Origin of the sequence: Pseudomonas botevensis (assembly GCF_019145475.1) — a bacterium.
Taxonomy (GTDB): Bacteria; Pseudomonadota; Gammaproteobacteria; order Pseudomonadales; family Pseudomonadaceae; genus Aquipseudomonas; species Aquipseudomonas botevensis.
Genome location: NZ_JAHTKI010000008.1, coordinates 124,732 through 146,780, shown reverse-complemented (window position 1 = coordinate 146,780; position 22,049 = coordinate 124,732). Strand labels below are relative to the sequence as shown.

23 protein-coding genes and 1 tRNA gene are annotated in these 22,049 nt (G+C 60.9%); 10 read left to right on the top strand and 14 right to left on the bottom strand.

The genetic code is table 11. The features are described from left to right. Positions 1-258 precede the first annotated feature (258 nt). The 5 genes from KVQ74_RS12785 to KVQ74_RS12765 all read right to left on the bottom strand — a co-directional run bounded on the left by KVQ74_RS12785 (position 259) and on the right by KVQ74_RS12765 (position 4,131). Positions 259-332, bottom strand: a tRNA-Gly gene (locus KVQ74_RS12785). A 170-nt stretch (positions 333-502) separates the two neighbouring features. Continuing rightward, a complete protein-coding gene (locus KVQ74_RS12780) occupies positions 503-1,387 on the bottom strand; it encodes an alpha/beta fold hydrolase (protein ID WP_217831439.1) in 885 nt (294 codons plus the stop codon). Positions 1,388-1,697: 310 nt separating this feature from the next. Then, positions 1,698-2,390, bottom strand: a complete 693-nt coding sequence (locus tag KVQ74_RS12775; RefSeq protein WP_217831438.1) for a pseudouridine synthase — start codon at positions 2,388-2,390, stop codon at positions 1,698-1,700. A gap of 33 nt (positions 2,391-2,423) precedes the next feature. Further along, positions 2,424-2,642: a cysteine-rich CWC family protein gene (locus KVQ74_RS12770; RefSeq protein ID WP_217831437.1), complete on the bottom strand. Its 219-nt coding sequence runs from the start codon at positions 2,640-2,642 to the stop codon at positions 2,424-2,426. A 1-nt stretch (position 2,643) separates the two neighbouring features. Beyond that, positions 2,644-4,131 (bottom strand): sensor domain-containing diguanylate cyclase, encoded by a 1,488-nt coding sequence (locus tag KVQ74_RS12765; RefSeq protein ID WP_217831436.1) that lies wholly within the window; start codon positions 4,129-4,131, stop codon positions 2,644-2,646. Positions 4,132-4,403: 272 nt separating this feature from the next. On the opposite strand from KVQ74_RS12765, the gene KVQ74_RS12760 reads away from it, so the two are divergent. Together KVQ74_RS12760 and KVQ74_RS12755 are read left to right on the top strand one after the other, a co-directional pair. Continuing rightward, a complete protein-coding gene (locus tag KVQ74_RS12760; protein ID WP_217831435.1) occupies positions 4,404-4,670 on the top strand; it encodes a hypothetical protein in 267 nt (88 codons plus the stop codon). A gap of 178 nt (positions 4,671-4,848) precedes the next feature. After that, positions 4,849-5,250: a hypothetical protein gene (locus KVQ74_RS12755; protein WP_217831434.1), complete on the top strand. Its 402-nt coding sequence runs from the start codon at positions 4,849-4,851 to the stop codon at positions 5,248-5,250. Positions 5,251-5,314: 64 nt separating this feature from the next. Here the strand turns inward: KVQ74_RS12755 and KVQ74_RS12750 are convergent, their stop codons facing one another. Further along, on the bottom strand, positions 5,315-6,427 hold the full coding sequence (locus KVQ74_RS12750) for an enoyl-CoA hydratase/isomerase family protein (RefSeq protein WP_217831433.1): 1,113 nt from the start codon (positions 6,425-6,427) through the stop codon (positions 5,315-5,317). Between the two features lie 132 nt (positions 6,428-6,559). On the opposite strand from KVQ74_RS12750, the gene ung reads away from it, so the two are divergent. After that, positions 6,560-7,252, top strand: coding sequence for a uracil-DNA glycosylase (gene ung / locus KVQ74_RS12745; protein ID WP_217831432.1), 693 nt, complete (start codon positions 6,560-6,562; stop codon positions 7,250-7,252). Positions 7,253-7,352: 100 nt separating this feature from the next. Here ung and KVQ74_RS12740 read toward each other — a convergent pair whose 3' ends face one another. The 5 genes from KVQ74_RS12740 to KVQ74_RS12720 are packed head-to-tail and all read right to left on the bottom strand — an operon-like array spanning position 7,353 to position 12,725. Continuing rightward, positions 7,353-8,390 (bottom strand): AbrB family transcriptional regulator, encoded by a 1,038-nt coding sequence (locus tag KVQ74_RS12740; RefSeq protein WP_217831431.1) that lies wholly within the window; start codon positions 8,388-8,390, stop codon positions 7,353-7,355. Then, positions 8,383-9,897 (bottom strand): tripartite tricarboxylate transporter permease, encoded by a 1,515-nt coding sequence (locus KVQ74_RS12735; protein WP_217831430.1) that lies wholly within the window; start codon positions 9,895-9,897, stop codon positions 8,383-8,385. The genes KVQ74_RS12740 and KVQ74_RS12735 overlap by 8 nt, the downstream gene beginning before the upstream one ends. A 1-nt stretch (position 9,898) precedes the next feature. After that, the gene (locus KVQ74_RS12730) at positions 9,899-10,357 is read right to left on the bottom strand and encodes a tripartite tricarboxylate transporter TctB family protein (RefSeq protein WP_217831429.1); all 459 of its coding nucleotides are present in this window, start codon (positions 10,355-10,357) and stop codon (positions 9,899-9,901) included. A gap of 58 nt (positions 10,358-10,415) precedes the next feature. Continuing rightward, positions 10,416-11,393: a Bug family tripartite tricarboxylate transporter substrate binding protein gene (locus KVQ74_RS12725; RefSeq protein WP_217831428.1), complete on the bottom strand. Its 978-nt coding sequence runs from the start codon at positions 11,391-11,393 to the stop codon at positions 10,416-10,418. Positions 11,394-11,432: 39 nt separating this feature from the next. Next, entirely contained in the window at positions 11,433-12,725 is a 1,293-nt protein-coding gene (locus KVQ74_RS12720) for an OprD family porin (protein ID WP_217831427.1), read from the bottom strand. A 236-nt stretch (positions 12,726-12,961) separates the two neighbouring features. On the opposite strand from KVQ74_RS12720, the gene KVQ74_RS12715 reads away from it, so the two are divergent. Next, a complete protein-coding gene (locus KVQ74_RS12715; RefSeq protein ID WP_217831426.1) occupies positions 12,962-13,633 on the top strand; it encodes a response regulator in 672 nt (223 codons plus the stop codon). Then, on the top strand, positions 13,626-15,011 hold the full coding sequence (locus KVQ74_RS12710) for a sensor histidine kinase (protein WP_217831425.1): 1,386 nt from the start codon (positions 13,626-13,628) through the stop codon (positions 15,009-15,011). The genes KVQ74_RS12715 and KVQ74_RS12710 overlap by 8 nt, the downstream gene beginning before the upstream one ends. Before the next feature lie 45 nt (positions 15,012-15,056). Here the strand turns inward: KVQ74_RS12710 and KVQ74_RS12705 are convergent, their stop codons facing one another. Together KVQ74_RS12705 and ygfZ are read right to left on the bottom strand one after the other, a co-directional pair. Next, on the bottom strand, positions 15,057-15,878 hold the full coding sequence (locus KVQ74_RS12705; RefSeq protein ID WP_217831424.1) for an HDOD domain-containing protein: 822 nt from the start codon (positions 15,876-15,878) through the stop codon (positions 15,057-15,059). A 35-nt stretch (positions 15,879-15,913) separates the two neighbouring features. After that, positions 15,914-16,855 carry a CAF17-like 4Fe-4S cluster assembly/insertion protein YgfZ gene (gene ygfZ, locus KVQ74_RS12700; protein WP_217831423.1) on the bottom strand — a complete coding sequence of 314 codons (942 nt, stop codon included), beginning with the start codon at positions 16,853-16,855 and terminating at the stop codon, positions 15,914-15,916. A 150-nt stretch (positions 16,856-17,005) separates the two neighbouring features. On the opposite strand from ygfZ, the gene KVQ74_RS12695 reads away from it, so the two are divergent. Both KVQ74_RS12695 and KVQ74_RS12690 read left to right on the top strand, forming a co-directional pair. After that, positions 17,006-17,260, top strand: coding sequence for an FAD assembly factor SdhE (locus KVQ74_RS12695; RefSeq protein ID WP_217831422.1), 255 nt, complete (start codon positions 17,006-17,008; stop codon positions 17,258-17,260). Then, a complete protein-coding gene (locus KVQ74_RS12690; protein ID WP_217831421.1) occupies positions 17,244-17,696 on the top strand; it encodes a protein YgfX in 453 nt (150 codons plus the stop codon). The genes KVQ74_RS12695 and KVQ74_RS12690 overlap by 17 nt, the downstream gene beginning before the upstream one ends. Here KVQ74_RS12690 and nadB read toward each other — a convergent pair. Further along, positions 17,665-19,281, bottom strand: coding sequence for an L-aspartate oxidase (nadB, locus tag KVQ74_RS12685; protein WP_217831420.1), 1,617 nt, complete (start codon positions 19,279-19,281; stop codon positions 17,665-17,667). The genes KVQ74_RS12690 and nadB overlap by 32 nt on opposite strands. Before the next feature lie 558 nt (positions 19,282-19,839). Between nadB and rpoE the strand changes: the two genes are divergently transcribed. Genes rpoE through KVQ74_RS12670 form a run of 3 tightly spaced genes read left to right on the top strand, consistent with a single transcriptional unit; the run spans position 19,840 to position 22,011 of the window. Next, on the top strand, positions 19,840-20,421 hold the full coding sequence (rpoE, locus tag KVQ74_RS12680; RefSeq protein ID WP_003172477.1) for an RNA polymerase sigma factor RpoE: 582 nt from the start codon (positions 19,840-19,842) through the stop codon (positions 20,419-20,421). A 31-nt stretch (positions 20,422-20,452) separates the two neighbouring features. Next, positions 20,453-21,040, top strand: coding sequence for a sigma-E factor negative regulatory protein (locus KVQ74_RS12675; protein ID WP_217831419.1), 588 nt, complete (start codon positions 20,453-20,455; stop codon positions 21,038-21,040). Between the two features lie 8 nt (positions 21,041-21,048). Next, positions 21,049-22,011: a MucB/RseB C-terminal domain-containing protein gene (locus KVQ74_RS12670; RefSeq protein WP_217831418.1), complete on the top strand. Its 963-nt coding sequence runs from the start codon at positions 21,049-21,051 to the stop codon at positions 22,009-22,011. Positions 22,012-22,049: the final 38 nt, after the last annotated feature.

Here is a 22,049-nt window from a genome sequence, read left to right as displayed (position 1 = left end):
GTGGGTACTATACCTACTGATTTGCGGCGATCAACACTATAACCACCAAGCGGTCACTGTCCATGGTTGGCTTTAGTGATCTAAGCAGTCTAGACAGGGCAAAAAAACGCGGGGCCGGGGAGTGTGTTGCAGGCCGTTGCTGCAACACCTCGGAGACTTTGCATCCCGAATTTCAGGCACAAAAAAACCGGCTCATTGGCCGGTTTTTTCATTTCTGCATCCCTCGTCACAAAACACAACGCGAGACATGAATTTGATTGGAGCGGGTGAAGGGAATCGAACCCTCGTTATCAGCTTGGGAAGCTGGAGTAATGCCATTATACGACACCCGCTCAGAGCGGCTGACTTTGTACCAGACTCGGGCGCGGATTAGAAGTTTTCTTTGCGCTTGATCTGTTGAAAGCCTTGAAGCAGACCGGCAGTCGGTCATTCGCGGGCAAGCGCAGCGGCCTCAAAAACCCAAAAGCATCAGGTCCGCTGGCTTGCTCGCGATGACACTTTTTCAAATGGCCAGCGCATGGTGATCCTGAGTGAACTGATAGCGCGTCCGGCTCATCTGCTCGGTCGGCTTAAGGAAGCCGAGCAGTGCGTTCTGGCTATCCCGGCAGGCGGATTTGTGTTCCATGTCGAGAAAGTGCCCTGTGGCTTGCAGGGTGGTGAACGTGCTTTGCGCCACATGGTTGCCGAACAGGCGGGCATCCTCGGCGGAGGTGTACTCGTCCCATTCGCCGTTCATGAACAGCACCGGCACGTTGATTTTCTTCGCCGCGTTCAAGTAGCACTGGCGATCGCTGTGCAGCACATTGTTGATGTGAAAGTGCATCTGCCCGTATTCGTGTTCGGCCAGGCTGCTGACGTGGCGATAGTTGAAACGCTTGAACAATGAGGGCAGGTGTTTGCCGATGGTGTTGTTGACCAGATGCCCGACCCGGTCGCGATCCAGGTTGCCGAGGTGTTCGACGCCGCGCTCGAGGTAGTCGAGCATGTGCGCGTTGATCACCGGGGAGAACGAGCTGATCACGGCTTTTTCGATGCGCCGTGGCTGGTGCGCGAGGGCGACCATGGTCGCGGCACCGCCCCAGGAAAACGACAGAACGTGCTCGGCGGCGAAGTGATCGATGAGCTCCAGCAGGATCTGCCCTTCGATTTCCTTCGTCAGCATTTTCTCGTGGCGGTTGTGGATTTTTGACTTGCCCGCGTAGGGCTGGTCATAGCAAACCACATTGAATTGTGGGTGCAGATTTTTCACGGTTTGAGCAAACGACGCCGTCGTGGCCATTGAGCCGTTGACCAGAATAATGGTCTTTTGCGCAGCGTCTGTGCGATAGAACTCCGTGTAAACCCGATACTGACCTTGTATATCCAGCACAGCGATTTCTGGCCTCATGTCATAAGACTCCTGGCAAGCGGGTAGGCGCGCAAACAGATTGCACGAGCTTTGTGACAGGTAGGCATACGCCTGGAATTTGCAGGCCCATGTCGATCCGGAAACGGCTGGTCGACGGGTATTGTTATTGGCGGGCAATCTGTCGGCTGAGGCGGAGCCTTGAGGCTCTCTACCGACAAAAAGTTTCTTAGAAGTATGTTGTGACTCGTCGGTCACAATTCGGCCGACGTCCTGATTCAAGCAGGGGGATCAGGATCGCGCAAGTGCCGTTGGTAAATTGTTCGACAACTTCTGCTGAGCGGTCGCCGGCTTAGAACAAATGAATCTCTTCGGTGCGCAAAGCGCGATACTCGCCCGGTTTTAGCGCGTCATCGAGCCGCAATTCGCCCATGGATTCACGGTGCAGGCGCAGCACCTTGTTGTTGAAGTAACCGAACATGCGCTTCACCTGGTGGTAGCGACCTTCGACGATGCTCAGCCGTGCCGCCTTCGGGCCAAGCACTTCAAGCAGCGCCGGTTGGGTGGTCAGGCTCTCGAAGGCGAAGTAGATCCCCTCGGCGAACTTGATCGCATATTCCGGGCCGATGTCCTGCTCGGTTTCGACGTAGTAGACCTTCGGCAATTTGGTCTGCGGCTGGGTCAGACGTCGCGACCAACTGCCGTCGTTGGTGATCAGCATCAGCCCGGTGGTGTTGAAGTCCAGGCGTCCGGCAATGTGCAGGTCGTCCTTGTCCGGTTCGTCGATCAGGTCGAGCACGGTTCGATGTTGCGGGTCGCGGGTGGCGCTGACGCAGCCCTGGGGCTTGTGCAGCATGAAGTAGCGCGCGGGTTTGCCGCTTTGCAGCACCTCGTCGTCGACTTCGACGCGGCTGAATTCCAGCACTTCGCTGTGGGGATCGCTGACGACTTTTCCGTCAATGCGCACGCGCTTTTCCACCAGCAACAGACGAACCTGCTGACGGTTGTAGCGGGGCAAGTTGCTGAGGAAACGGTCGACGCGCATGGTCAGGAATCGGCAGACAAAGGGGCGCGCATCTTACGGGATCGGCCGTTTGGCCGCTTGCAGTTGCGCCTCGACCTGAGCGCAGCGCGGGCACAGGCAGGATTTGTCGCGCAGTGTTGGCGGCAACGCTTCGAGTACCGCCGGATCGATGCTGACGCCATAGCACCAGCACGCGTGATCGGCGGTGCGGGGATCGGCCAGGGTGCAGTCGTTGCGGGCACCACAGGCCGGGCAGAGGTCAGGTCGGGTCATGTCAGGCATAGGTCGAGTGAGGCATTTCCACGCAGGTGCGGTTGCGACCGGTTTGCTTGGCCCGGTACATCGCATGATCGGCCCGGGACAGCAGGCTGTGCAAGGTGTCGTCCCGTTGCAGGGTGGTGGCGCCGATACTGACAGTCAGATTCAGGGTGTGACCGTTGTAGGCATAGTCCTGTTGTTCGACGTGTTGCCGGATCTTCTCGGCAATTTTCTGACCGGTGTCGCCGTCAGTGTCCTTCAGCAAAACGATGAATTCCTCACCGCCCCAGCGGCAAACGATGTCGGAATGGCGCAGGCAGCTTTGCAGATCCCGGGCGAACCCGATCAGCACCTGATCGCCGGCCATGTGCCCATAGGTATCGTTCAGCGCCTTGAAGTGATCCAGATCCAGCAGCAGGGCGGTCAGCGGTTTCGGCTCGCGCTGCGCTTCATGCAGGGCTTGCACGGCGAGCAGGTCAAAGCCGCGACGGTTGGGCAGTTCGGTCAGGCTGTCGAGGGTCGCCTGAGCCTGGATCTTTTCCTGGAAGCGCTTGATCACCCGGTTGAGCAGGGCCAGGACAATCAGCGTCACCAGCAGGCAAATCAGCAGGTTGAGGTACAGCGACTGACGGATTTCACTTAGGGCGCCGTCCTCGCGCTTGTCGACGAACAGATACCAGTTCAGCTCAGGAATGAACCGGACGTTGAGGAAATGTCCCTGGCCGTGGGCGGAATATTCGTAGCTGCCGCTATGGGGTTTGGGCAACTGGCTGACCAGGCTTTTCATGCTGTCGAGGTCGTTGAGGCTTTTGCCGACCCGCGCCCCTTCCGGCCCGCCCTCGGCGCCGGTCAGCACCAGTCGGCCGAAGGTGTCGACGAAATAAACGCTGCGTTGATAGCGCTGTTGATACTTGTCGATCAGCTTGATCACCGCATCCACCGTCAGGCCCACGCCGGCCGCGCCGATGAACCGGTTGTGGTAGTCGTAGACCTTGTAGTTGATGAAGAAGGTCATGTTGTCTTTGTTGGCAAGATCCGGGTCGACGTTGATCTCGTAGGGGTCCTGCATGTCACGCACGCGGAAGTACCAGGCATCGCGCGGCTCGTCGATTTTCACCCGCTTGAGTACGCCCTTGGCATGGTAATAGGTGAGGGTGGCGTTGGAGACGAAGAACGCGGTGTAGGCGCCGTAATGGGTCATGACCTCGTCGAGGTAACGGGTCATCTGCTGGGTGTCCTGTTCGCCGTTGACCACCCAGTCGCGCATGAAGGTGTCGCGGGACATCATCGAGGAAATCAGGATCGGTCTGACGAGGTCTTTCTGGATTTCCGAGTACACCGTATCGGACGTCAGCGGCAGTTCGGTGTTGACGATGCTGTCGCGGATTGACGCTCGCGAGGCGTAGTAACTGAGCAACGACGTGGCGAGGAAACCGGCGCCGAGCAGGGCGATCAGGGTCAACACCAATGAACGTTGGGAGTACAGCGCAGATCTGAGCGGCATTGGCAGTTCCGTTGGCGGTGGCCCGATGGCAAGCATTCTAGTGGGAGCGACGAGAAATAACTGCTTCGCGATGACGGTGGTTCAACTTTGATGGATGTTTCGTCTGATATGGCCTCTTGGCGGGCAAGCCCGCTTCCACCAGGGCTGTGGCAGCGCACCGGCACCGCCGATCCGAAGCCTGACGGGGGCAGGCACTTGATCGGGTTGCATCAGTCAAAAGAGGTGTCGGCTGCGCTGTCCTGTAGCGGCCGCTGGTCTTTCAGGAGGCCGCCATGCGTATTCCAAAACTGTTGCGTCAAACGCTTTTCGCTGCGGTATTCGGTCTGGGGCTTTCCGGCTGTTATTACTACGCCGGGCCGTACGATACCTACTCCACTCCTTACTACTATCCCGGCTATTACTCGCCTTATTACTACGGTGGCTACTACGGCCCGCGCTACTACGGCGGCGCCCGTTATTACTATTACGGTGGACACGGATATCGCGGCGGGTACGGCCGCGGTTATCACGGCGGCGGATACCACGGTGGGCACCATTAATCAGCGGCTGAATAGGGCGTCGGCGGATGAACAAGGTTTCATTAATCACTTGTTTCAACTTGTTACAGGAACGCACCAGATTCTGAAAACGCTGTCAGATAGTTCGTCAGTCACCGAATAAATGACTGACGCCTGCCAGCGTCGCTGGTGTGGCTCACCCGCGGTCCAGGAGGCCGCCATGTATCGCCGAATCGTACTGTTCACTGTGATGCTTTTTACCCTTGGCGGCTGTGCTCCGTATTCCTACGCAGACAGCTATTACAGTTCAGAGGTCTACACATCACCCGCGCCGGCGTACTACGGCGGTGGCGGCACTTATTACAGCGGCGGCACCTACTACTCGGCACCGCGTTACTACCAGCCAGCGCCGCGCTATTACCAACCCGCGCCACGTTATTACTCGGCGCCCCGTTACTACCAACCGGCCCCACGCTACTACGAAAGCCGTCGCTGGCACGGCAATGATCGCGGACGCTGGGACGGCCACCGCCGGGGTGGCTGGGACGATCATCGCGGTCGCGGCGACTATGACCGACACAGCGGCAGGGGCGACCACAACGGTCGTGGCAACCGCTGGTAACCACCCGCAAAAAAGCGGCGCATTGAGCGCCGCTTTTTTTGTGCCTGCAAAACGTGGCGGTGGGTCAATAGGGCGACAAATCCGCCAACGGATGCCGCCCCTCCCAGACCTTGTGAAAGTGCGCCTCGACCACCGCTTCCGGTACGCGGGCGATGTCCGGCCAATGCCAGTGCGGCTTCTGATCCTTGTCGAGCAACCGTGCCCGCACCCCTTCGCTGAACTCCGGATGACGGCAGCAATTGAGGCTCAGGGTGTATTCCATCTGGAAGACTTCAGCCAGGGACAGGTGACGGGCACGGATGATCTGTTCCCAGACCAGGTGTGCCGTCAGCGGACAGCCTTCGCTCATTGTCTTCGCGGCGCGGGCAATCAGCAGGTCGTTGCTGTCGCGTTGCAGGCTGATGGCTTTCCAGGCGCAGGTCACGTCGCTGACATCCAGCCATTCGTCGATCTGCTGGCGCCTTGGCAACCACTGCGCGTCCGGCATCTGCGCCACGGCTTCTTGCTGCAGAGCCTTCAACAGACTGTTGAGTTGCATCGCGGTCTGTTCCTGCCAGTTCAATTGCAGCAGGCCGTCGATCAACTCCTGCTGTTGCTCGTCGAGCAGGAAACGGTCGGCCAGATCCAGGTCGATCGCATCGCGACCGTTCATCTGCGCGCCGGTCAGGCCGAGAAACAAGCCGAGCTTGCCCGGTAACCGGGACAGAAACCAACTGGCGCCGACATCCGGGTACAGGCCGATGCTGATTTCCGGCATCGCCAGTCGGCTGCTCGGCGTGACGATACGTATATTCGCCCCTTGCAACAGGCCCATGCCACCGCCCAACACATAACCGTGGCCCCAGCAGATCAAGGGTTTCGGGTAGGTGTGCAGGCTGTAATCCAAGCGGTATTCCGCGTTGAAAAACTGTGCGGCCAGCGGCGGCACTTCCCCCGGATGAGCGCGACAGGCTTCCACCAGGCTGCGCACCTCGCCGCCGGCGCAGAAGGCTTTGGCGCCGTTGCCGCGCAGCAGGACGCAGACGATTTGCGCGTCCCTGGCCCAGGCGCTCAGTTTGTCGCTCAGGGCGTGGATCATCGGCAGGGACAGGGCGTTCAGGGACTTTTCGGCATCCAGGCTGGCGATGCCGATGCGGGCGCCGTCGGTGCCGGTGAGTTCTTCGAAGTGCAGATTCATCGTGACCTCGATCGGGAATTTGAACGATCAGTATGATCGCTGTGTGGGAAAGTGCCGGATCTGTGTCAGATCAATTGACAAGCGTGGTCGGCTTTCCTAGGGTTCGCCCCATTGTTTTTGCCGGATATGACCATGACTGCTGACGACCGTATCAAACTCGAACCGAGCTGGAAGGAGGCACTGCGTGCTGAGTTCGACCAGCCCTACATGGCAGAGTTGCGCACTTTTCTGCAGCAGGAGCGGGCGGCCGGCAAGGAAATCTATCCGCCGGGTCCGCTGATTTTCAACGCGCTGAATTCGACGCCGCTGGACAAGGTGAAAGTGGTCATCCTCGGCCAGGACCCGTACCACGGCCCGGGCCAGGCCCATGGCCTGTGCTTCTCGGTGCAACCGGGCGTGCCGGCGCCGCCGTCACTGGTCAACATCTATAAAGAGTTGAAACGCGACCTGAACATCGACATCCCCAACCACGGTTACTTGCAGAGCTGGGCCGACCAGGGCGTGTTGATGCTCAACACCACCATGACCGTCGAGCGTGCCAACGCCAATGCCCACAAGGACAAGGGTTGGCAGTTCTTCACCGACCGGATCATTGAAGTGGTCAGCCAGCGCCAGCCGCATCTGGTGTTCATGCTCTGGGGCTCCCATGCGCAGAGCAAGCAGAAGCTGATCGACGCGACCAAACATCTGGTGCTGACGTCGGTGCATCCGTCGCCGCTCTCGGCTTATCGCGGGTTTCTGGGGTGCGGGCATTTCAGCCGCACCAACAAGTTTCTCGAGCAGAATGGCGAAGCGCCGATTCAGTGGCAGTTGCCGTCGATCTGATGCTGGCCTGAAAGACCTCTTCGCGAACAAGCCCGCTTCCACAGGGAAATACATCCCAATGTGGGAGCGGGCTTGTTCGTGAAGAAGGCCAGTCGGTCTCTCAGCCTTGCTCGGGATTGCGATTCCAGTACTTGAACAACGGCTCCGCCAGAAACAGCACGAACAACAGCCGCATCACCTGCATCGCCGTCACCAGCGGCACCGACAGTTGCAGGGTTTCCGCCGTCAGGCTCATTTCGGCGATCCCGCCGGGCATCATGCCCAGTGTCAGCGAGCGCAGGTCCAGGTGGGTCAGCGCACTCAGGCCCAGCGCCGCCAGGGTGGCGATCAACATGGTCAGCGCCGTGCCGATCAGCGTCCGGCCCATGAACGACGGGGCGCGGCGGAAGAACTGGCGATTGAAGTGACAACCCAGGCCGCTGCCGATCAACCATTGGCCAATCTGACTGCCGCCATTGGGCAGACCGATGTGCAGATCCCAGGCAATGCTCACCGTCGCGCTGACCAACAGCGGCCCGAACAGCCAAGGGTTGGGCTGGCGCAGACGCTGCCAGATCCAGGCGAGCAGGGCGCCCGCCGGAAACAGAATCGCCAGCCAGCGCCAATCGACGCTGCCGGCATGGGAAATCGGCGTGCCGTCACCCAGCAGGTACTTGAACGCCGCCGGTACGCACAACACCACCACCAACACCCGCAGGCTCTGGCCCGCCGCGACATGGCTGAGCATCGCGCCATTGCGCGCGCCGAGGTTGACCATCTCGCCCGAGCCGCCGGGCATGCTGGAGAAAAACGCGGTGGCGCGATCCTCGCCGGTGCGGCGCATCAGCCACACGCCGACCACCGCCGACAGGCTGGTGACCAGCGCTCCGAAGAAGATCAGGCCGAAGTGACTCAACACCTGCTCCATCACCAGCGGGGTGAAGTGCAGGCCGATGCCGATCCCGACGATCCACTGGCCGCATTTGCGCCCGCCAGGGATTTCCGTCAGTTGCCACGGGGTCAGGCAGCGCACCAGGATGATCGCCAGCAACGAGCCGACCATCCACGGCAGTGGCCAGCCGATCTGGCTGGCGAGGTAACCGCCAAGCAGACCGACCAGCGGGGTTCCCCACCAGGTTTTGAAGGACCGATCAGACATCGGCGATGGCTTGGCGGGCGGCGGAGCGGCGACGCCAGATGCGCAACAGCGGGAAGGCCAGCATCAGCGCGGTCAGAACCCAGACACCGAAGGTGATCGGGCTCGACCAGAGGATGTCCAGCGCGCCGTTGGAAATCGACAGCGCACGACGCAGGTTCTGCTCCATCAGACCGCCGAGGATGAAGCCCAGCAGCACCGGCGACAACGGGAAATCGAGCTTGCGCAGGATGTAGCCGAAGATGCCGATGCCGACCATCAGGAACAGGTCGAACGTGGTGGCGTGCACCGCGTAGACGCCGATCCCGGTGATGATCGCGATCACCGGCACCAGTGCCCAGTTCGGCACGGCGAGGATGCGGGTGAAGATGCGGATCATCGGGATGTTCAGGATTACCAGCATGATGTTGGCGATGAACAGCGACGCGATCAGCCCCCAGACAATGTCCGGTTGTTGCTGGAACAGCAGCGGGCCTGGGGTGATGTTGTACAGCGACAGAGCGCCGATCATCACCGCCGTGGTGCCTGAACCCGGAACGCCGAGGGTCAGCATCGGCACCAGCGCGCCGCAGGCCGAAGCGCCGATGGCGGTTTCCGGTGCGGCGAGACCGCGCTTGTCGCCCTGGCCGAACTTGCCGCCGGCACCGGCGATGCGTTTTTCGGTCATGTAGGCCACGGCGCTCGCCAACGTCGCGCCGGCACCCGGCAGTACGCCCATGATGAAGCCGAGCAGGCCGCAACGGATGTTCACCACGAACACCGACGCCGCTTCCTTGAAGTTGAACATCATCCGCCCGGTGGCTTTCACCGCTTCCTGGCCGCGATGGGTTTTCTCCAGCAGCAGAAGGATTTCGCTGATCGAGAACAGGCCCAGCACCAGCACCACGAACTGAATGCCGTCGGTGAGGTGAATGTTGTCGCCGGTGAAACGGTACACACCGCTGTTGGCGTCGATGCCGACGCTGGACAGGAACAGACCGATCAGCGCCGCGATAAAGGTCTTCAGCGGTCGGTCGCCGGCCATGCCGCCGAGGCAGACAATCGCGAACACCATCAGCACGAAGTATTCCGCCGGCCCGAAGGCGATCGCCCATTTCGCCAGCAGCGGGGCGAACAGCACCATGCCGCAGGTCGCGATAAAGGCGCCGATGAACGAACTCCACGCCGACAGCGACAATGCCACACCGGCCAGACCCTGGCGGGCCATCGGGTAACCGTCCAGGGTGGTCATCACGGTAGAGGCTTCGCCGGGAATGTTCAGCAGGATCGAGCTGATCCGCCCGCCGTATTCACAACCCAGGTACACCGCCGCCAAGAGAATCAGCGCCGATTCCGGCGGCAGGCCGAGGGCGAAAGCAATCGGGATCAGCAGTGCCACGCCGTTGATCGGGCCAAGGCCCGGCAGCAGGCCGACCACGGTGCCGATCAGGGTGCCGGTCAGGGCCGTGACCAGGTTGTACGGGCTCAGCGCGACGCCGAAGCCCTGACCCAAATATCCGAGAGTATCCATATCAGTTCTCCAGAACGTCGAGCAGGCCGAGCGGCAGTGGCACGTCCATCAAGCGGTCGAACAGCAGGTACAGACCGATGGCCATCAAGGTTGTGACCACCACGCTAGGCAACCAGCGACCGCCGTACAGGCGCGCCATCGGAATGCCGATCAGCATGCTGCTGAGAATGAAACCCAGGGGTTCGAACAGACCGGCGAACACCAACAGCAGCACCACGCAGATGCTGATCTTGGTCAGGGTTTCGCGATCCAGCGGCGGTTCGTCTTCGCTGTGTTTGATCGGCGCCGGGCGGAACACCATGTACAGCAGCGCCGCGCTCATCAGGCCGAGCATCAGCAGCGGAAAGGCGCGCGGGCCGACCGGTTCGTAGGAAAAAGCCGCTTGGTACGGCCATGCCATCAGGGCCAGGCCGGCGCAGGCCAGCAACAGCACCGAGGCGAAAATGCGTTGTAAGAGCATGGGAAACTCCTGTGCCGCCGCCCCGCAAACGGGGGCAGCGGCCGCTAGACAGAGAGGATCACTGAATCAGGCCGAACTCTTTGGCCAGCACTTTGTAATCCGCGACTTGCTTCTTCACGTAGGTGTCCAGTTCCTGGCCGGTCATGGCGAACGGGAACAGTTCACGCTGATCGCGCAGCTTGGCGAACTCGTCGGAAGCCAGCAGTTTGTCGAAGGAGTCTTTCCACCAGGCGTAGTCTTCATCGCTGACTTTTGGCCCCAGGTAGAAGCCGCGCACCACCGGCCAGACGATGTCATAGCCTTGCTCTTTGGCGGTCGGGATGTCTTTCATTTCCGGCTCGTCGAGACGCTTGTCGGCGAACACCGCCAGCAGGCGCATGTCGCCGCTCTGGATGTGCGGCATGGAGTCGGAGATGTCAGTGGAGCCGACCTGGATGTGACCACCCAGCAATGCCGTGGCGATTTCGCCGCCGCCTTCGAGGGCGACGTAACGCAGGTCGCGCGGGTTGATCCCGGCGGCCTTGGCGATCAGCGCGGTCTGCATCCAGTCCTGGCTGCCGACGGTGCCGCCGGAACCGATCACCACGGAGCTTGGATCTTTCTTCAGCGCCTGTACCAGATCATCGAGGTTCTTGTAGGGCGAATCGCTTTTCACCGCGATGGCGCCGTAACTGGTGCCGACCGCCGCCAGCCAGCGCACGTTGGTTTCATCGAAGCGGCCGAACTTGCCCTGTGCCAGGTTCAGCAGCGAACCGCTCGACCACGCCACCAGCGTGCCGGCGTCCGCCGGACGTTGCGCGACCACCGCGTTGTACGCCACCGCGCCGACACCGCCGGGCATGTAGGTGACGCGCATCGGTTTGGTCAGCAGTTTTTCGTTGACCAGCGCGCTTTGCGCCAGTTTGCAGGTCAGGTCGAAACCGCCGCCGGGGGAGGCCGGTGCGATGCATTCCGGACGTTTCGGTTCGGCCATCAGTTGGCCGGCGAACAGCATGACGCCAGCGGCTAGAGCAACTTTACGCAGTGATAAGTTCATCTAAGTCTCCTTGGGAGTTGTTGTTATGGACGTACTGAATTACCAAAGGGCAACGCTATAGCTCACCAGCAGACGCACTTCATCGGCATCGCGAGCGGAGTAGTTGGAACGGTAAGTGGCATTACGCAGGCGCACGGCGACATCCTTGAGGGCGCCGCTTTGTACTACATATTTGATCTCGGTGTTGCGCTCCCACTCTTTGCCTTCGTCGCCGTTCTTGAGCTTGATGTTGTCGCCGCTCAGGTAACGGGTCATGAAGCTCAGGCCGGGAATGCCGAGTTTGGCGAAGTCGAAGTCGTAGCGTGCCTGCCAGGAGCGTTCTTCGGCGCCGGCGAAGTCGTTGATCTGCACGAAGTTGACCAGGTACGGGTCGCTGCCATCGACATACGGGAATGCGCTGTCGCCAGACATGTGTTGATAGCCGGCGCTGAACTTGTGGCCGCTCAGGGCATAGCTGACCAGACCGTTGAGCGAGCGGTTGTCGATCTTGCCGCCACGGGCCGCGCCCTGATCGTCACTGACCGCGAAGCGCAGGTCGCTGGCGAACGTGCCGGGACCCATCGGCCGCGAGGCGACCAGACCGAAAAAGTGCTGGTTGTAGACTTCATCGAGTTGGGCGAAGTGGTAGCTGCCGGTGATCTTGTCGGTGAACTTGTAGTCCACGCCGCCGAAGTCGAAGTGCTTGCCGGCGGCGGTGCCGGCGAAACGGCTGTTCTTGTTGTTGAGGGCAATGTCCTCGAAATCGGTGCTGTCGCGATCCTTGGCTTTCTCCAGGCGGCCGCCGGTGAAGGTCAGGTTCTTGATCTCCTTGGAGGTCAACAGGCCGCCTTCGAAGGTCTGCGGCAGGATGCGTCCGTCGTTCGGTTTCAGGATGGGCAGTTCGGGAATCAGGCTGCCGATCTTCAACTCGGTGGCGGAAATCTTCACTTTGCCGGTCAGGCCGAGCTTGGAGTATTCATCGGCTGCACGCCCGTCATCGTGGGTCGGCAGCAGGCCGGTGCCGGTGCGATCCGGGCTCGAATCGAGCTTGACCCCCATCATCCCCAACGCATCGACACCGAACCCCACGGTGCCATCGGTGTAACCCGACTGCAGATTGAGCATGAAGCCCTGCGCCCATTCATCGCGCTTGGACTGCTGGGCACTGGTGCCATCGCGGAAGTCGCGGTTGAAATACATGTTGCGGGTTTCGAACGTGGCGGAGCTGTCTTCGATGAAGTCGGCGTAGCTCAGCGGTGAAAAACCGGCAAGGGCGGCGGCGCTGGCGAGGGCGGTGTGGCTGAAACGGGAAGGACGGGCAGGCGTGAGAGCCTTGGTCTGCAAAGACGGCATGCGGGGTACTCCGTTTATTGTTCTTATTGGTCGAAAACGCTTCGAGGCGTTTTTCGGATCGCTGTGTGGCAGCAGCGACGGCAGTCGGAACTGTCCGTGGGCCGACTCTAACGGGCTAACCTTTCGCTAACCTTTCAGCTGACTTTCACGGTTTTCGGGGCTTCACAGCGGCGGTTGCGGCTGTAAACTCCGCCGCAAAGAGTGGCGTCGGCCATCCCTGAATGAGGTAACGATCCATGCGTGTTCTGCTCGTCGAAGACCATTTGCAACTGGCCGAAAGCGTCGCCCAGGCGCTCAAGAGCAGCGGTCTGACCGTGGATGTGTTGCACGACGGCGTGGCCGCCGACCTGGCGCTGGGCAGTGAGGAGTACGCCGCGGCGATCCTCGATGTCGGCCTGCCACGCATGGACGGTTTCGAAGTGCTGGCGCGCCTGCGTGCCCGGGGCAAAAACCTGCCGGTGCTGATGCTGACCGCGCGCAGCGACGTGAAGGATCGGGTGCATGGCCTCAATCTTGGCGCCGACGACTACCTGGCCAAACCGTTCGAACTGACTGAACTCGAAGCCCGGGTCAAAGCCCTGTTGCGCCGCAGCGTGCTCGGCGGCGAGCGCCAGCAGCGTTGCGGCGTGCTGGCCTACGACCTCGATACCCGGCGCTTCACCCTTGGCGAAGAACTGCTCACGCTGACCTCTCGCGAACAGGCCGTGCTCGAAGCGCTGATTGCGCGACCGGGTCGGGTGATGAGCAAGGAGCAACTGGCTTCCCAGGTGTTCGGCCTCGACGAAGAGGCCAGCCCGGATGCGATCGAGATCTACGTCCATCGCCTGCGCAAGAAACTCGACGGCCAGCCGGTGGCGATCGTGACGTTCCGGGGCCTCGGTTATCTGCTGGAAAGCCGCGATGCATAAGCCCAGCAGTCTGCGCTGGCGGTTGCTGTGGAACCTCGCCTTGCTGCTGGTGGTGTTGATGCTCGCCAGCGGCTTGAGTGCCTACTGGAACGGTCGCGAAGCCGCCGACACCGCTTACGACCGCACATTGCTGGCCTCGGCGCGAACCATCGCCGCCGGGCTCTCGCAGCGTGACGGCACGCTGAGTGCCGATGTCCCTTACGTCGCCCTCGACACCTTTGCCTACGACAGCGCCGGACGCATTTATTACCAGGTCAACGACATTCACCAGAAGCTGATTTCCGGCTACGAAAACCTCCCTGGCCCGCCACCCGGTACGCCACGCACAGACAGCTATCCGGCGTTGGCGCGCTTCTACAACGCCACGTACAAGGGCCAGAACGTGCGGGTGGTCAGCCTGCTCAAAGCGGTCACCGAACCGAACATGAACGGCATGGCGGAAATCCGCGTCGCCGAAACCGATGAGGCGCGGGTCAGCATGGCCCGCAGCCTGGCGGCCGATACGCTGTTGCGTCTGGGCATGCTGGCGATTGGTGCGTTGTTGCTGGTGTGGTTTGCGGTCAGTGCCGCGTTGCGCCCGATCGAGCGCTTGCGTACGGCGGTGGAGGAACGTCAGCCCGACGACTTGCGGCCGTTGCCGCTGGTGGAAGTACAGCACGAGTTGTGGCCGCTGGTGCGCGCGCTCAACCATTTCACCGAACGGCTGCGCGGGCAGTTCGAGCGTCAGGCGCAATTTATCGCCGACGCCGCCCATGAACTGCGCACGCCGCTGGCGGCACTCAAGGCGCGTCTGGAATTGGGTTTGCGTTCGAGCGAACCGCCAACCTGGCGCGAGACCCTGGAGTCTTCCGCGCAAAGCACCGATCGCCTGACCCACCTCGCCAATCAGTTGCTGTCCCTGGCTCGGGTCGAAAACGGCGCCCGGGCGATTGCCGAGGGCGGGGCGCAGTTGCTCGATCTGAGTCAGTTGGCCCGAGAACTGGGCATGGCCATGGCCCCGCTGGCCCACGCACGCGGAGTGGCGCTGGCGCTGGAGGCGGACGAGCCGGTGTGGATGCGTGGCGAGCCGACACTGCTCAACGAATTGCTGAGCAATCTGGTGGACAACGCCCTGGCGCACACACCGCCGGGGGGCAACGTGATTCTGCGGGTGGCCGCGCCAGCGGTGCTGGAGGTCGAAGACGACGGACCGGGAATCCCGCTGGAGGAGCGGGATCGGGTGTTCGAGCGGTTTTACCGGCGTAATCAGCAGGTGGCGGGGTCAGGCCTGGGGCTGGCGATTGTCGGGGAAATCTGCCGCGCGCATCTGGCGCAGATCACGCTGCACGACGGCAAACAGGCGGGGTTAAAGGTGCGGGTGAGCTTTATTGCCGGATAGTGTTGTCGATGCAGCCCCCTCGCGGGCGAGCCTGCGAGGGGCGGATCAGTAAAACATCGTCCGCGACTCTTCCAGATCGGCGCACAGGACCTTGTTTTCCGGGTCGATCCCGAGTTTGCGGAAGGCCGGAACGCTGAACGGGTCGATGCGTGAAAACGGATGGCTGGTGTCCTTGTGGCAATACAGACTCGCCACTTGCACCAGATCCACGTAGTCGATTGCCGACGAGTCGCGCTTGAAGTCCTGGTACAGCCCCGGCAATTGCACCAGCCGTTCCGGAAACTCCCAGACCCGCAGCAGTTTGTCGCCCAGCAGCGGATGGATGCGGTCGATCACATGGTTGAGGCTGACCGGGTCGGACAGCAGTTCGTAGTGATCTTCGGCGTAGGTCAGGATCGGCAGCACGCCGATCTGATGCACCAGTCCGCCCAGCGCCGCCTGATCGGGTTTGAGCTGGGTGTAGCGCCGGCACAGCGCATAACTGACCCCGGCGATCTCCAGACTCTTGCGCCAGACTTCACGCATCTTCTGTTCGACCACGTCGGAGCGGGCGTGGAAAATCTGCTCCATCACCAGACCGATGGCCAGGTTGCTGCTGTAGTTGACGCCCAGCCGGGTGATGGCCGTGTGCAGGTCGGTGACTTCCTGGGTGGCGCGCAGCAGCGGGCTGTTGACCACTTTGATCAGGCGCGCCGAGAGCGCCGTGTCCCGACCGATCACTTTGCTCAGGTCGCTGACGCTGATTTCCGGGTCTTCGGCGGCCTTGCGAATGTCCAGGGCCACTTCCGGTAACGTTGGCAGAACCAGGTCATCGTTATCGATGGCCTCAACCAAATCCTGTTGGACCTTATCCGCCAGCTCACTCATGTCGTTTCTCTAGGGTGTTGCAACAAATACTGCGATCAGCGCTGGATTTCGCGGTCGCGATCCAGTTCGTAAGGCAGGTCGAGCAAATGCAGCGCCGGACCTTCGAGGGCGCCCAGATGCAAAACGCCTTCTTCGGCAGCTTCGGCCTGCAACACCGCCAGCAGTTCAATTTTTTGCCCGGCGCGGGCGGCCAGCACCACTTCACCGATGGAACTGTTGTGGCTCGGGGCGAACAATTGGGTGCCGGGTTCCGGCAGCTCGCTCGCGTCCAGTTGCACGCGATACAGGCGACGCTTGAGTTTGCCGAGGTATTGCATGCGCGCGACGATTTCCTGGCCGGTGTAGCAGCCTTTCTTGAAACTCACGCCGCCCACGGCTTGCAGATTGAGCATCTGCGGGATGAACAGCTCGCGGGTGGCGGGCATGACCTGACCGATGCCGGCGCGGATCTGGCCGAGCAGCCACTGGTTCAGTTCCGCTTCCGCCAACTGCGCGGACAGTCGGGTCTTGAGGCTTTCAGCCTGATCGGCCGGCGCCCAGAGTTCGGCGCGCTGCGGCGAGACACGAATGGCAATTAGCCCGTCATGGCGTGCCACGCTGTCAGTCTCGGCCGGCAGATCCAGGCCCAGGCCGGCCAGTGCGGCATCGCCATGATCCACACCGAAACGCACCCACGCGGCACTCTCGTCCGTCAGTTTGGATTTGGAGAAAACGGCATACTTTTTCAGGTCGGCCAGTTGCGGCTCCAGCAGTTCACCGGCCATGGCCAGCAACACGCCGTCACCTTCGAGCAGGATGCGGAAGCTCGACTGCATCCGGCCCTTCTGCGTGCAACGGGCACCCAGGCTGGCGCGGGTGTCGCTCAAGTAATTGATATTGCAGGTCAACTGGCCTTGCAGGAATTTTCCGGCATCCGCGCCGCGAACCGCGAGAACGCCTTCATGAGACAGGGTGCAGAAAAAAGCAGAATCGGCCATGGGTCATCGCAGGGTAAAAAAGACTGGGGCACATCATAAGGGGGCAGTGTTGAAATGGGTAGTTGATAAAGGATCGGTGGCGCCCGACCAAAGCCGACTGTTCGACCCGCCTCGGGTCTGTATACTTGCGGCCTATTTGAGGAGCGCTCCATGGTCGAACAAGTTGAACTGAATCGCCTCTTTTGGCACAGCCGTCGCGGCATGCTCGAGCTGGACGTGCTGCTGGTGCCGTTCGTGAAAGAGGTCTACGCGAACCTGAACGAGGTGGATCGTGCGTTGTACGTCCGTCTGCTGGAGTGCGAGGATCAGGACATGTTCGGCTGGTTCATGGAGCGCAGCGAGTCCGATGATCCCGAGCTGCAGCGCATGGTCCGGATGATTCTGGATCGTGTCCAGCCCAAGTAATTCGTTCGAATGCCGCTGGCAGGCCTCACGGCAACTGCTGGCGGCGTATCTGTTGGCCCAGGCGTTCGCTCTGGGTTCGTTAAGCCTGCTTTCCCTTCCGTTCTGGGCCAGTCTGCTCGGGGTGTTCGCCTGCCTGCTGCATGCCGCCTGGACACTGCCCCGGCAGATTCTTTTGAGTCATCCCAAGGCATTTCGCGGTTTGCGTCGTGAGGGTGACGGCTGGCAACTGTGGAATCAGGCCGACGGCTGGCAGGCGGTGCAACTGCGGCCGGACAGCCTGGCGCTGCCCTTGATCGTGGTGCTGCGTTTTCGTTTGCGCGGCGAGCGGCGGGTGAGGTCGATCTGCGTACCGCGCGATGCGCAGGCGGCGGATCTGCACCGACGCCTGCGGGTACGCCTCAAGTTCAGCCGGCGTAGGTGGGCGGCACCAGAATAGTGTCGAGCGCTTCGGGCAGCAGTCCGGGATAGTCGAGCGTGTAATGCAGGCCCCGGCTTTCCTTGCGTTCCATGGCCGAGCGAATCATCAGTTCGGCAACCTGGGCCAGGTTGCGCAACTCGATCAGGTCGCGGCTGACTTTATAGTTGCTGTAGAACTCGTCGATTTCGTCCAGCAACAACCGGACACGGTGCTGCGCTCGTTGCAGGCGCTTGTTGGTGCGCACGATGCCGACGTAGTCCCACATGAAACGCCGCAGTTCATCCCAGTTGTGGGCGATGATCACGTCTTCGTCCGAGTCGGTCACCTGGCTCGCATCCCAGGCGGGCAGGGCGCTGGGGACTGCCACGTCGGACAACTGCCCGAGAATGTCCGCCGCCGCCGAACGGGCATAGACGAAGCATTCCAGCAGCGAGTTGCTGGCCATGCGGTTGGCGCCGTGCAGGCCGGTGAAGCTGGTTTCGCCGATCGCGTACAGGCCCGGCACGTCGGTGCGGCCGTGCTGGTCGACCATCACACCGCCGCAGGTGTAGTGCGCGGCCGGCACGACCGGGATGGGCTGTTTGGTGATGTCGATGCCGAAGCCGAGGCAGCGCTCATAGACAGTGGGGAAGTGACTCTTGATAAAGGCTTCGGGCTTGTGGCTGATGTCGAGATAGACGCAATCGACACCCAGGCGCTTCATTTCATGGTCGATGGCCCGGGCGACAATGTCCCTCGGGGCCAGTTCGGCGCGGGAGTCGAAGCGCGGCATGAAGCGTTCGCCATTCGGCAGCTTCAGATGCGCGCCTTCGCCGCGCAGCGCCTCGGTAACCAGGAAACTCTTGGCTTGCGGGTGATAGAGGCAGGTGGGGTGGAACTGGTTGAATTCCAGGTTTGCCACCCGGCAGCCCGACCGCCAGGCCATGGCGATGCCGTCACCGCAGGCGCCGTCGGGGTTGCTGGTATAGAGGTAGACCTTGGCGGCGCCGCCTGAGGCCAGAATCACGAAGCGCGCGCCGTAGGTGTCGACTTCACCGGTTTTCCGATTGAGGACATAGGCGCCGAGACAGCGGTCGCCGTCCAGCCCCAGACGGCGTTCGGTGATCAGGTCGACGGCGACCCGCTGCTCCAGCAGTTCGATGTTCGAACGCTGTTTGGCCTGGGCCAGCAGGGTTGTGAAAATGGCGGCACCGGTGGCATCGGCGGCGTGAATGATGCGCCGATGACTGTGCCCGCCCTCGCGGGTCAGATGGAATTCGAAACCGCCGTCCTCATTGCCGGAGTGTTCGTCGCGGGTGAAGGGCACGCCCTGGTCAATCAGCCACTGGATGGCTTCGCGGCTGTGTTCGACCGTGAACCGCACGGCATCCGCATGGCACAAGCCACCGCCGGCATTGAGGGTGTCATCGACGTGGGACTCGATGGTATCGGTATCGTCCAGCACGGCCGCGACGCCGCCCTGAGCCCAATAAGTGGAACCGTTGGCCAGATCGCCCTTGCTCAAGACCGCAATGCGCAAGTGGCCCGGCAGGGTCAGCGCGAGACTCAAACCGGCAGCGCCGCTGCCAATCACCAGAACATCGTGTTGAAACTGTTGGCTCATTTCAGGATTCCGCTCAAAGCGACCCGGGTCGGGGGTAGCGCAGGACAGCTGGATTGTTGCGTCGAGGCAGTCACGCAGCCCACTAGTATATAGAGGGGTGGGGCGGCACAATAGCCGGGCAGATATGGCATTGTGAAACTACGGTGACCGAAAAAGCCCCACGCTTCGTCGGAAGGATTTTTTCCAGGTTTTTGGAAAAAGCGACTGTATCGAAGATGAAACAGGCTTTTTCCGTCCACGGTCGCCCAATGTCGGACTTGTGCAGCTATAAATATTTGGAACTTTTGCCAAAGGCTCAAGATCAATAGACAGTTGCCTGAAACACGGGACAGTGTCGGCTTCAACGCGGAACCTGCGATTGGGGTTACGCCGGCGAGCCGATGACAAGATTATTCGCGCAGCCGGTTCACATCGCGCTGCGTTTTTCGTGCGTGCCAAATCAGAGCCCGCAGGAAACTTGCTTGGAGGGGGAGAACTTTTGCGAAAAGGCCGAGTCTATGTTTGCAAGTCTGGTCGATTGGTCATGCAAGCTTCCTCCGAGTTTATCGAGGAGTGTTCATGCTAACCCAGGAAGAGGATCAGCAGCTGGTCGAACGCGTTCAGCGCGGTGACAAGCGAGCTTTCGATCTGCTGGTGCTGAAATATCAGCACAAAATTCTCGGGTTGATCGTGCGTTTCGTGCACGACACCCATGAAGCCCAGGACGTCGCGCAAGAGGCCTTTATCAAGGCGTATCGAGCGCTAGGTAATTTTCGCGGAGACAGCGCGTTTTATACGTGGCTTTACCGTATCGCCATCAACACGGCGAAAAACTATCTGGTTTCACGCGGCCGTCGGCCGCCGGATAGCGATGTAAGTTCCGAAGATGCAGAGTTCTACGACGGCGATCATGGCCTCAAGGATCTCGAATCCCCTGAACGCGCATTGCTGCGGGATGAGATCGAAGGCACCGTCCATCGAACCATCCAGCAACTGCCAGAGGATTTGCGTACCGCTTTAACTTTACGTGAATTCGATGGTCTGAGTTACGAAGACATTGCGAGTGTCATGCAATGTCCGGTTGGTACCGTGCGCTCCCGGATTTTCCGCGCCCGGGAGGCCATCGATAAAGCCCTGCAACCGCTGTTGCAGGAAAACTAAAGACAGCGGCGATAGCCAAGAGAGGAACGCCATGAGTCGTGAAGCCCTGCAGGAATCGCTGTCCGCAGTGATGGATAACGAAGCGGACGAACTGGAATTGCGTCGAGTGCTCAATGCACTGGACGATGTTGAAACCCGTGAAACCTGGGCTCGTTACCAGATCGCTCGGGCAGCCATGCACAAGGACCTGCTGCTTCCGCGTCTGGATCTCGCTGCGGCAGTGTCTGCTGCGCTGGAAGACGAAACGACTCCGGCCAAAGTGTCCCGTGGCCCATGGCGTAACCTCGGTCGTCTGGCCGTGGCCGCTTCGGTGACCCTGGCGGTTCTGGCGGGTGTTCGTCTCTATAATCAGGATGAAATTGCCGGCGTCGAACTTGCCCAGCAATCCAATCAGCCAACCCTGGCCACTCCTCAGGTTAAAGGTCCGGCTGTTCTGGCAGGCTATAGTGAAGGTTCGGAAGCTACTGGCCCAATGGCCAACGGCGTATTGCAAGGTCAGCCAGGCTGGCACGATCAGCGTCTGCCAGGCTACCTGCGCCAGCACGCTCAGCAGGCCGCGCTGAAAGGAACTGAAAGCGCCTTGCCTTATGCACGTGCAGCAAGCCTGGAAAACCGTTAAGGAGGATCATGCGCTCCATACCTTTACTTTCGCTTCTGCTGAGCGGCTGGTTCATTGTTCCAGCCCACGCCGATGACGCCCAGGACTGGTTGACCCGCCTGGGCCAGGCTGAACAGCAGCAGAGCTTTAACGGTACTTTCGTCTACGAGCGTAACGGCAGCTTTTCCACCCATAACATCTGGCATCGTGTCCAGAATGGTCAGGTTCGCGAGCGATTGCTCCAGCTTGACGGTTCGGCTCAGGAAGTCGTGCGCGTTGACGGGCATACCCAATGCGTCAGCGGTACCCTGATTGCCGGGCTGGGGGATTCTCCCAACTCTGCCGCTCGTCCTCTCGATCCGCAAAAGCTGAAAAACTGGTATGACCTTGCCGTCGTCGGCAAGTCGCGCGTGGCCGGGCGCGAAGCGGTGATCGTATCGCTGACGCCCCGGGATCAACATCGCTACGGTTTTGAACTGCACCTGGACAAGCAAACCGGTCTGCCGCTGAAGTCGCTGTTGTTGAACGACAAGGGGCAACTGCTGGAGCGCTTCCAGTTCACTCGTCTGGAAACCGACGAAGTTCCGTCCGACAAAGACCTGCAAGCCAATTCCGACTGCAAGCCTGTCAACCTCGACAGCGACAAGGCTTCCGCCGTGAAAACCGCTCAGGTCTGGCGTTCGGACTGGCTGCCGCCGGGGTTCGAACTGACCAGCAGCTCGTCGCACAAGGATCCGGAAACCAAGACGCAGGTCAACAGCCTGCTGTATGACGATGGCCTTGCGCGCTTCTCCGTATTTCTCGAGCCGTTGAACGGCGCGACCGTCACCGACACGCGCACACAGCTCGGCCCTACCGTCGCCGTATCCCGTCGCCTGACAACGCCTGAGGGCGAGATGATGGTGACCGTGGTCGGTGAAATCCCGATCGGCACCGCTGAACGCATTGCCTTGTCGATCCGAAATGATGGTGCTGCAACCAGCAAGCAGTGAGCTGATTCCAGCTGTGTCCCAATCGTCGTCGAGACGTA